General features: G+C 52.7%; 6 protein-coding genes and 1 pseudogene. 4 read left to right on the top strand and 3 right to left on the bottom strand.

All coding sequences use genetic code 11. The annotated features are described in order from the left end of the window. The first annotated feature begins 542 nt into the window (after positions 1-542). From QQF40_RS12870 to QQF40_RS12885, 4 genes are read left to right on the top strand one after another with little or no spacing between them, the layout of a single operon-like run. Entirely contained in the window at positions 543-2,039 is a 1,497-nt protein-coding gene (locus QQF40_RS12870; RefSeq protein ID WP_285461572.1) for a hypothetical protein, read from the top strand. Positions 2,040-2,041: 2 nt separating this feature from the next. Next, positions 2,042-2,938: a hypothetical protein gene (locus tag QQF40_RS12875; protein WP_285461573.1), complete on the top strand. Its 897-nt coding sequence runs from the start codon at positions 2,042-2,044 to the stop codon at positions 2,936-2,938. A 2-nt stretch (positions 2,939-2,940) separates the two neighbouring features. After that, a complete protein-coding gene (locus QQF40_RS12880; RefSeq protein WP_285461574.1) occupies positions 2,941-7,377 on the top strand; it encodes a coiled-coil domain-containing protein in 4,437 nt (1,478 codons plus the stop codon). A 24-nt stretch (positions 7,378-7,401) separates the two neighbouring features. After that, entirely contained in the window at positions 7,402-8,433 is a 1,032-nt protein-coding gene (locus QQF40_RS12885) for a Wadjet anti-phage system protein JetD domain-containing protein (protein WP_285461575.1), read from the top strand. Between the two features lie 191 nt (positions 8,434-8,624). Here QQF40_RS12885 and QQF40_RS12890 read toward each other — a convergent pair whose 3' ends face one another. From QQF40_RS12890 to QQF40_RS17155, 3 genes and pseudogenes are all read right to left on the bottom strand, one after another. Further along, positions 8,625-9,032, bottom strand: a complete 408-nt coding sequence (locus tag QQF40_RS12890; protein WP_285461576.1) for a helix-turn-helix domain-containing protein — start codon at positions 9,030-9,032, stop codon at positions 8,625-8,627. 28 nt (positions 9,033-9,060) lie between these two features. Then, positions 9,061-9,894 carry a ParA family protein gene (locus QQF40_RS12895; RefSeq protein ID WP_285461577.1) on the bottom strand — a complete coding sequence of 278 codons (834 nt, stop codon included), beginning with the start codon at positions 9,892-9,894 and terminating at the stop codon, positions 9,061-9,063. 80 nt (positions 9,895-9,974) lie between these two features. After that, a pseudogene (locus tag QQF40_RS17155) lies at positions 9,975-10,401 on the bottom strand (integrase core domain-containing protein); the annotation flags it as partial. Positions 10,402-10,475 lie beyond the last annotated feature (74 nt).

Consider the following 10,475-nt stretch of genomic DNA (forward strand, 5'->3'; position numbering starts at 1 on the left):
CACTTCGAGCCGTTGTAGGGGACAGTCAACTGACTTGCCTGTTTCCTGCAGTGCGCTGGAGTGGAGGTGAACCCCGAAAGTTGTTCGTTTCGGTGCGTAGTTTCCGAGATTACTGGCACTGATTTCGGGTCATGCAACATAGTCCCCATTATTTTATGTGCTTAATTAAATCAATCACTTGCAGAAAGCCATTAACGAGAAACGCAGTTTTGTTGTCATATGGTAAGCGATTCTAGGGGTGGGCGTTTCTTGCCATCCGGCAAGAATCTCTTATTTTCTGTTATTTAACAACAGGTTGCGAGGGCAGAGTGATCGGGAGACCAAACCCATGGGCTGGCCGGAAATTTCCGTGTTCAGGAGGCTGGTGAAAGAGGTTGGGTAGAGAGATTTGCTCGTCAGTGTAAGGCATCAAGGTGCGACAGGGGAAATAATATCGCCATGATTGCATTATTTATCATTGCGTCATATTTAGTTTATTGTGTGTGGTATGTATAAAAAACATCATTTTTATTGTTTTCCATGATCCGGCATGATTTGCTACGGTGATCCTCTCTAAGCTGGTGGGCGTCATGTTGCTAGAGTTTCTGGAGCAGGCTCGGAATGAATCCATGGCACGTCGTGAGCTGACCATTCAGTCTCACGCGCTGCTGGTCGTGCGGACGCTGGATTCGATCTATAGCGCCCTACAGCGCAAGTTGTTTGACGGAGTCGACTTTGACGCCCTCGCGGCCATCATGCACCTCTTCGACGCCATGCTTTACTACGCCGACCGTGAGCACCAACCGGGCATGACTCGCAAAGAAGCGGAGTGGTGCTTGGCGGAGCACCTGCAGGAGGCGTACCCGGGACAAGAAACCTCGAGCTACACGCAGGTAGCCGGCAAGATTTTCGCGGCGATCAAGGACCCTTTCCGCCTCCGGTACTACGATTTCACTGAACGAGCGCATTCCGATGAGCAGGTCGTTCGCCTGATACGCCACGACCAAGTGCTCGGTTCCGATGATATTCTCTGGTCTCTGACCGATGAGGGGATGCTGTTTTACACCCTCCGTCTGGACGAAACGCCGATAGAGCGAGCTGCGATTCTCGCTTGGCGAACGCTCAAAACCATCCGTCGAGGCGAGATCGATAAAGCGGTACAACAGATCCAGTCAACCCAGCGGCAGTTGGAGCAATACCTGATTGGGATGCGGATGAAAGTACGCGCCGCCCAGTCGGGTGATTTGAGTACATCCTATGCGCACGATATCCGTCCCGTACTCAGCGACTCCTTTGATAAGACTCAGGAAGTGCTGGGGCATATTCAGAACACCCTGTCGGCCATTACCGAAATGCTGGCTGATGGACACTCGGAATTGCACCCCGACAAGCTACACAAGCTACGCAAGGCGCAAGAGATTTTTGCCGAGGTCAGCACCTTCACACTGAGCTATCAAGATTGCTTGCACGATGTGAACAAGGATTTTGAGCGGGCTCGCCTGAAGCTAATCATTCCCAGAGACAACACCCTGTTTCGGGAGACGCTGGAACAAGGTGCACTCAAGCCCTTGCTAGCCCATGCCCCAGCGACCGCCGAACAGAGAATGGATGAGCTGGTCACGCACCTGTTGGCTCCCCGAAACCAAGATGACGGCCTGCACACCCTGCTCGACCTCGAGGCAATGCTTAACCTGTATCTCGATCAGTTCGAGCAAGAGCTTCCCCGCGAGATTCACGACCCCACCGAGCAGCCCGTTGCCATTGAAGCCACACTGCGCGGTATTCCCGACTCGGTAGTTAAGCACTGCAGCGACTGGGTTAGCGCCCGTTTAAAGGATCGGGGGCGCGTCAGTTTTGCTGATGTGTTTGACGCCTACGCGAACGGCGAGTTGTCCGAGCTGGAGCAACAGGTCTGCTTGCTCCACATCGGCAGTTTAGCGGCCAACAGCGATCCTACCATCGAGGTGGATGTGGATGACGCCCCTATCGAAACAGCGCTCTGGCGGGCTGACAATATCAGCCTACTGGCAGTCGCCCCCGCACTGCCCTTTGAGGAGTAGTCATGTACGAGATGCATCAACAGGCCAAACTCTATGCCGAGATCGCCACACAGGCGATCATGGGGTCATTGGGGTATAAGATGGGGGAGGAGCCAATTCAGCGAGCACTGGAGCTTCAGGGAGACGTTCTATTCGCTGAAATTATCCGTGGCGTCGCGGCCGGTATGAAATTGCGTTACCTCGGCATCCACGAGACATACGGAGTATTGCTGACTGCAGATGGTCGTGGCCCTTTTGCCCCCACCCTGGGCTGGCTGAATAAACGCCTGCTGCCTGAAACCACAGCAGAGCAAATGAGCAGAGAGCGCAAGGAGCAGCGTCTCTTCGCGGGATTAACACTGATCGCGTTGCTGGCCGATATGTTTCCCAACCCCGATGCGGTTCGGGTCGAGTCCGGTCAAACCAGCGGTACCAATGCTACCTCAGTAGTAACCAAGCTCAACGACGTTGCCGACCAAGTGATCGCGCAACGCAAAGCTGAGGGGGACGATGTGGTGGACGGCATGCTCCTGGCTGCCCAGTTTGTGCAGGAAGAACGTATCCCCCGCATCCACGACGAGAAGGTGGGGCGTGTCTCCAGCATTCGCTCGCAAACGGAAATGGCAATGCGCTGGATACAGCTGCTGCAGGAGGAAGGCTTCCTGGCAGAGGACAGCAGCCTGTCAGGAGAATCCGACTGGTACCCGACCCAGAAGCTCAAACACTATCTGCGCCATACTGGCATTGAAGAGACGGTACGCTTTGTGATGAATATCGACCCCACAACTGGGAAGCCGCCGTCCGACCTTGTCGACAGTGATGCGGCGGGGTCAGCTGACAACCCGGAACCTGCAGCGGCCAAGGGCCAGCCTGACCCCGTCGAAACCGCTGAAACTCTACGCTCGGGGGAGGTCTACTAGGCATGTGGCTGATCAAACGGGTTTATATAGATGGCGCGGGCCACGAAGAGGCCTTCTACAAAGACCTTACCCTAGACTACATTGGCATGACTCATGCGGTCGATCAATCTGCTGGCTCATCACGTAGCATCTCGGCCAAGAACGTAAAGGCTGTGGCCAGCACCTATCAGCAACTGGTGAACGGTGGCGGCAAGTCCACCTATATTGCATTGCTATTGTCAGTCTTTGAGCCGTCTGTCAACGACTTTACCCAGTACCTGGCTAATCGTCGCCAGAGTGAATACCACTACCGCAATTACTTCCATCAGGAGCTGTCTGTCATATTGGTGGAAATGGTCAATGAAGCCGGCCAAACCTTGCTGCTGGGACACGCCCACCAGCGCCGCGGCGATGATGTGGATCGCGTTCTGTTTATCTGTGATACGCCCGACTCCCTGCTGGACACCCCGTTTGACGAAGTGCCGTCATACTCGCGTGCCGAGTACAATCCCGAGCTGCGTCCCTATGCCAACACTCTGCATAGCTTTGAAGGTTGGCTCAATCTCAAGGCGGGTGGCAGCGGCGGTGTACACTGGCGCAAAACCCGAGTGATCAAAGAATGGCGCGCGTTTTTGCTGGAGCAGCGGATCAATATTGATCTCATCAAAACAATGGTCACCTTCAACTCAGAAGAGGGTGGGCTGACCAAGTTCATTGACTATAAAACCGAGCAGGATTTTCTCGGCGCGTTCTTCGCATGCACCATGTCCAAGGACACCACGGAGCAGTTGCGTGTTCTGGTGGCGCACGAGGTCGAGCGCCAGGGTGAGCTGGAAACGATTCGCCGCAACGAATCCTTTCTGAGGGATGTGCTATCGAACTGGCAGGCGTTTCTTGAGCCGGCCAAGCAGCTGGAAAGCACTCAGGCACAGCAGCGGCAGATGGCTGACAGCTTCCGCGAGGCGATGCGCGATCTCACGGCTTTTGTTGAGGGAGCGCAGATAGAGCAGGAGCAGCTCGACGATCAAGCGGAAAGCCTGCAGAAAGAGATTGACCAGATAACGTCTCACCGCGACCTACAGGGCATGCGCAAGGCCCTGCTTGAGCACGATCTCGCCCTGCATCAGTTCGACGAACAAAAAGCCAAGGTTGCTGCACTCCAAAAGGAGGCCGAGACTTGCCAGCGTCAGCTGCAGATTGCACGTACCGCCATAGACTTCAAAGCCTATGCGAAGGCCCAAGATGCGTACCGCCAGGCGGGCGAGAACCTGAAGGTGTTCCACAGTGAAAAAGAAAAGCCGCTGCAGGTGATCTTCGAGCGCACCGCAGGCGAGGCGCTGGGCGTACTGGAGCTGGCGATCAGTGGTCATCGTCAGCGGGAGGCTGAGATCGCGGAGGCGCTGATAAAGATCGGCCGCGAAACCAATGCCATGGAGCAATCCCGTGGGCAGCTGCATAAGAAGCTGGGCAACTTGGAATCGGAGAGCAACCAGTGCCGGCAGGACAAACGCAAAGGAGAAGCTCGACGGGATGTGCTGTGGAAAGAGGGCCTGATCCGCACTGGGGAAACCCCAGCGGCCGCCCAGCACCGAATGGGGTTGACCTTGCGTGATGCAGAGCAGGCCGAGGAGCAAGCCAAGATCGCCTCTGGTAAGGCAGAGCAGATACTGGCAGCGCATCAGCAGGTGGTTAATCTGGCCTTGGTAGCACAAAGCCAAGCCCAGCAGTCCCTCACCCACACAGAACAAAAGTACCAGGCGGCGGTAGACAGTGCACACGTGTTGGCCGAAGCCTGTCAGGCGCTACCTGCGCCGACCCAGCACGCCCTTTGTCTTGAGGATGGCAACTGGCACAGCGCGCAGTGCGGATCGCGGATCAGCGAGGTGTTAAAGGCGGACACCCAAACGCTGAATGGGATGAAACAGCACCTGTTGGAAGCCCAGCACCAGCTGAATGAGTTAAAACTCACGGGCCACGAACTGGTTACCAAGCAGATCCAACAGGCGCTCGAGGCGTTTTATGGTGCGGGCATTGCGCGAGATAAACTCTGGGCCTTCCCTCACTACCTAGCCTCCGCCTTCAACGACAATGCGCCGCGCATCGCTGCGGTGATCGACCGAAACCCGGGTCGCTACCTGAGCCTGGTCGCACTGGATGAAGCGACGTTCACTCAGGTCAGCACCATCAGTGCAACATTGCTCTGGAAAGGGGGACCCATTGCCATTCACCGCCTAGATGAAGCACAGGATCTCCAAGGAATGACACCTGACTCAGCACAGGTAGTTCTCTCAAACCCAGACAAGCACGGTTACAGCCAGGCAGCCTACAACGCGCGACTGCAGGATCTGGAGAACGTAGTGGCCTCTCAAGCGACCTGCGTCGAGACTGCGGAAAGTGCCCTGACTGAACTGGAGTCGTTCAAGAACGATTGGCGCCTGCACTACGATCAGCACGGCTGTCACTGGTCGAGTCTGATCGAACAGCGCAATCAAGCCCACTCTGCACTGACACACGCCGATGCCCAACTGGCGCAGGCACAGCAGCATGAGCAGAAACTACATGACGAAAAAACGAACGCTCAAGCACAATTTGAAAGTGCCCGGAAGTACCGCAACCAAACCGAAAGAGCGCACGATACACTGACTCGTTTTGTAGACACGGAATGGGCGACACGCGACGCAGCAATGGTGAAGCTGGATCAGTTGGCCGGGAAGATTCAGCGGAACAAGGAAGCTCTCGAGCGCCAAAGGGATGAACTGGCGCAGAAAAACAGGGTGGCGGAGAGCAAGCGCGCCGATAGGACACGCATCCGCATACAGCTCGGCGAGTGGAACCGCCTGCGCAACAGTGCATTCTATTCGGGGGTTACGGCGTCCGAGGGTGTCGCCGATCGGAGTCCTCAAGACGTCCATGAGGCGGCCGTTCAGGCGCACAAGCAATTGCTCGAAGCCGCCCAGGGTGATCAGGTAACGGCGCTCAAGCAACAGCTGAAAGATGCTGACCAGGCGCAACGCGACGCCTTTGATCGGCTGTCGGCACATTCCGCCTACCAGATGTATCCGGATGCGATCAAAGCAGAGGCCATAAGTGACCTTCAGCTGATTAACGAAAGCATCGCGCAGCTCGAGGCGGAGCAGCAGCAACTCACGCAACATCAGATTACGGCGCAGGCCACTCTGCAACAACTGTCCGAGAATTGCGAGAAGACGCGAGAGCCGCTGGACGAAGGTTTTGTGTGGGAGGAGAAGCCCACCGAGATAGAAGTGATCCGGGCGTCTCTGATCGAATTCGTCGATAATCTCTATGAAACCAACCACCAGCTCAAACGCCTGCAGGAGCAGCAGAGGCTCCAGGCGAAGAAGATCGAGGATGTGAAGGAGCGGCTACAAAGCGCCAAAACAGCGCAGGCCATGATCCAGCTCATCACACCGACCTCGTCGGCAGGCCTGCCCGCCAAGATACTGAACATCGCTGAGTATGCCGATACACTGCGCACCCATTGCCAAACGTACGCGCAGCTGAAAGAAACGCTTAAGCAGCAAGATGTGCGTGTGGCCACGGTCTGGGGGCACTTCCGCAAACGGATCGAAGAAGAGTCGGCCAAGGCCCCGGACGGCCGTGCCAGTCAGGAATACTTGCGACAGCTGGATTCGATCGCAACTTACCACGAGGTGCTTGGTGATCTGGAGCGCGTTGGCACGGGAATCACGCAGGTGTTTGAGGCGGTTCAGGACAGCCTGGAGCAGTTCCAGCGTTCGATTGATCTGACCGTTACTCACCTGACTGCTCACCTAGAGGGGGCGATAAAACTACTGAAGCGTGCCAAATCAGTCAGGATTCCGGATGACTGCCCCGTGCTGCCCGGCCGACCTATTGTGAAGATGACAGACCGACTTAATGATCTCAAAACCGATCTCAGGGGATTTGCCAGCGCCCGCTTGCAAAACTGGATCGCCAAAGGCCAGATTCCCCGCGCTCCCAACCGAGACGCCCTGACGGCCGATATGGTTCAGTCGGTGTTTGGCGAAGGGGATATGGAGGTGCGTCTGCTGAAAACGAACGCCAGTCGCCCACAATGGACCCATATCACTCGGCTGGAGGGTTCTGGAGGGCAGCGACTCACGTCCGCTTTCCTGTTATTTGTGACGGTCGGCAAGGTGCGAGAGTACGACACGGGTATTTCAAGTGCAGGCTTCTTGCTGGCCGACAACCCGCTGGGCAAATCGAATGCCGATGACCTGATGCGAATTCAGACCCAGATGGCCAAGGCCTACAACATCCAGCTTATCTACTTGACCGGCATTTCGGACGAAAATGCCCAGTCGATGTTTGATAACCATCTATTTCTGAACAAGGTGCAGAAGCTGAAGCGGCGTGATCTGGTGACCGTTGATAAAGAGCGCCATACGTTGTGGGCGGCCTCCTTGGTTGCCAAGCCACAGCCCGTGACGGTCTTGTAAGGTAGGTTTGGTATGAGTGGCGTAATGACTTGGCTGTCCCGTCTGGAGTCAACCATCAACAAGCACCGTCTTGCTGCCGGCAAGGCAGCACGCACAGTGAAGGCCAAGGTGGTACTGGATGAGTTGTTGTGCACACATCGCCAAGAAGCCTTGAGCCATGACACCCCCGACCTGCTGGGTCAGGCGATTGCGCAATTGATCGAGGGTGATTGGCGAGCCCAGCCCAAGCGCGAAGCAAACTGGCAGAACTATTGGCGTGGCCTGTGCCTTCCCAACGTTTTTATTTACGAAGGTGCAGTAGCCTCCGAGACGACGGTGCCAGAAATCGCCTGGCATCCTTGGTTGGCGGAGCGTGTTACAGGGCTGCTCTCGCCGCAGGTCAAGGAGCGTTTACAGCAGCTCAATGCTTACCTGTTTCGTCAAGCCGAGTGCGGCAAGCCGCTTTTTCCGGGCACGCTCGGGCGCCGTGAGCGGGCGCTGTTGATCTTTGGTGATGAAAAAGCACTAGACTCCATGCCGCTCGGTGGCTGGAAGCATGTAGCGCTGACCTTGGCCGACCTAGGTGCCATTCGGCGAGCACCGCCGCTACCGTATGAACCATCCAGTCGCAGAGATCTTCCGGCCATCATCGTTGAAAATTCCGATGTGTATTACCGCCTATGCCAAATTAATCGTGACCAAAGACATTGGTCATTGGTGATTTATGGCGCGGGTAACAAGGTGTCAGGCCAAGCAGAGTGCGTGTCACAACTTCTTGAGGCCGAACAGATAAAGCAACTGCTCTATTTTGGTGACTTGGATGTGGCGGGCCTAAAAATTGCCCATCAACTGCGCTGCAAGCTCCTCGATGACTACGGTATCAGTCTGAAACTGGATGAGTGGCTCTATGAGGAGCTGATCCTAAATCGCCTAGTGACACCTGAAGGAAGCGCCAACAACGAGCGGTTTGATTTTGAGTCTCTGTGTGACTGGATGCCACGCTTTGTCGTACGAGAAATGAAGACGCTAATGGCAGCCCACCAGAGACTGCCTCAAGAAGGTGTGGCCTACCGTTGAGGCTGTCAAGAGTAAGCGTTCGGGGATCACCACTTGTAGTGGCACAGTGAATCTGGAACTCCTCAACGTTTCATGTGGATTGGGCTTCATCCAGCATGTCTCCTACGGGGCTACCGATCTGGTAAATCATCGCAATGAAATTGCTTTCGTTTCGGTAGCCGCAAGCCCGAGGCATAACAGCTTGAAGGAGATCATTCATATTTGCCAGACATGCGTTGGTTAGATCCTGGTCGGCATGTCTTCTTCAGTTTGTTTGAGGGCCCATACCCTGGATTATTCCTGGTCACTGATTCTGCACTTGGCGTCGAAGAGCTTTTCCTTAGTTGCTTTATTTCATAATCAAGATTATCTACATCATCAATGAAGTTTTTAATGCTGTTATAGAGCTCCCGAATATCTTCTGTAGTGTATTTGTTCTTTTCACTATTGCCTCCAAAAATAGTACAGACTTTATTAAGTAATTCTGCTTTGCATCTATAGACGAACTCATAACTAACGTTATACATAGAAGATATTTCTTCTATTGAGTTTTTTCCTAACGCTAATAAAGCAATATCTGCTTTAAATGCGGCGCTGTATTTTTCATATTCATTTTTCATGATCTTTTGCATCTATGTAGTTTAATGCCTATTTTTTGTAGGATTCCATTGTGTTAATTCTAACAGTCATTTCTTTGACAAAACGGTCTATATTTTTTCTGGCAACGTGGCTGTTAGTGATTTTGTTAAGAGGCTGCCTGGTATGTAATGATTTTTTTATTGATTTACTAAGTTTAATGTTGTTTGTGAATGAGTAGTAACCGCGCTCTTTCAATGGTTGTGCTAATTTTTCTATATCATCACCTAGAGAGTTCTGATAACCTACGAAAACTGTACCAAGGGATGTTACAGACTTTTCGTATTGAGAACTTATGTCTTTTATAAACCCCTCTGTGTTAATAGCGGCCTGTATAGAAAATATATCCTGGGTGGCAGGAATCAGAACATAGTCTGCCATTATAATTGATGCTTTATATTTTTTCTTTGGCCCGGCCTTAGTGTCGATTAGAATATAGTCATAGTCACCTTTTTCTGCTAACTCACGTATTCTTTTGTAGCCTAAAGTAACGTCATGAGGCTGATTATCGTTAGTAATTATGCTTGCATTCGGTGATCCTGATATTAGGTCAATGTTCGAGTTGTATGTTTTTATTGTCGGTAGCCTATCATCTTTTTCTAAAAGAATTTCTATGGCATTATCTTTCGCTAAATCAGTCCACATTTCTTTAAAACTCTCGTATTTTTCTAAGAATAGAAAGCTCAAACAGCAAAGCTGATCAAGATCAACACACAATACACGTTGAGGATCGCGACCGTTTCCATCAATATATGAAAGTTCTGAAAGCCTTTGAGCCATCAGCCAACAAATCGGTGTTTTTCCAACTCCACCTTTTTCATTTGCTATCGCGATTATATGTGTCATTTTAACTCCTAGTTAATCTTCATATTGAATTGCTGTGGGTTCATTTAGCACATATAGCAATGTGTTTACAGAAAATAGTTTTAAGCTTTTGGTGTGGGTTTAATAAAATGTTTGTTGGATTCCGTCTGATTGATTACAGCCCGAGTAAACAGCTCCGGTCGTTCAGCCTGCCACTCCTTCATTACTTCAACAGGTGTCCTGTGGTGTAGTGATTTTCTGGGGAATATGGTGATTGTATAACCAGTAATACCGCTCGAGGGTCTGTTCTAAATCCTCTCTTGAGTCATTGCGCAGAATCTGCAGAACATCGCTGATACGCCCATTGAAGTGCTTCACCATTTCATTCGTTTGGGCGCTGCGCGGCTTGATCAATCGATGTTCTATTCCATGGCTCTGACATTCCTGACCGAATGGGTGATGCCCACGGGGCTTACGATCGCCACCCACGGTGAAGTAATTGGTAAAGGATTTACCATTATCCGTGAGTACGGCTTGAATAGTTGTCGGGTTCCGTCTGATTGACTATAGCTTGCGTAAACAGCTCAGGTCGTTCGACCTGCCATTCCTTTATTGCTGCTATA

The organism is Cobetia sp. LC6, from assembly GCF_030264805.1.
In the GTDB taxonomy this organism is placed as follows: domain Bacteria; phylum Pseudomonadota; class Gammaproteobacteria; order Pseudomonadales; family Halomonadaceae; genus Cobetia.

Coding starts and splice junctions, on each gene's coding strand:
- QQF40_RS12890 (WP_285461576.1), bottom strand. CDS start 9,032: ATGAAAAATGAATATGAAAAATACAGCGCCGCATTTAAAGCAGATATT.
- QQF40_RS12895 (WP_285461577.1), bottom strand. CDS start 9,894: ATGACACATATAATCGCGATAGCAAATGAAAAAGGTGGAGTTGGAAAA.
- QQF40_RS12880 (WP_285461574.1), top strand. CDS start 2,941: ATGTGGCTGATCAAACGGGTTTATATAGATGGCGCGGGCCACGAAGAG.
- QQF40_RS12875 (WP_285461573.1), top strand. CDS start 2,042: ATGTACGAGATGCATCAACAGGCCAAACTCTATGCCGAGATCGCCACA.
- QQF40_RS12885 (WP_285461575.1), top strand. CDS start 7,402: ATGACTTGGCTGTCCCGTCTGGAGTCAACCATCAACAAGCACCGTCTT.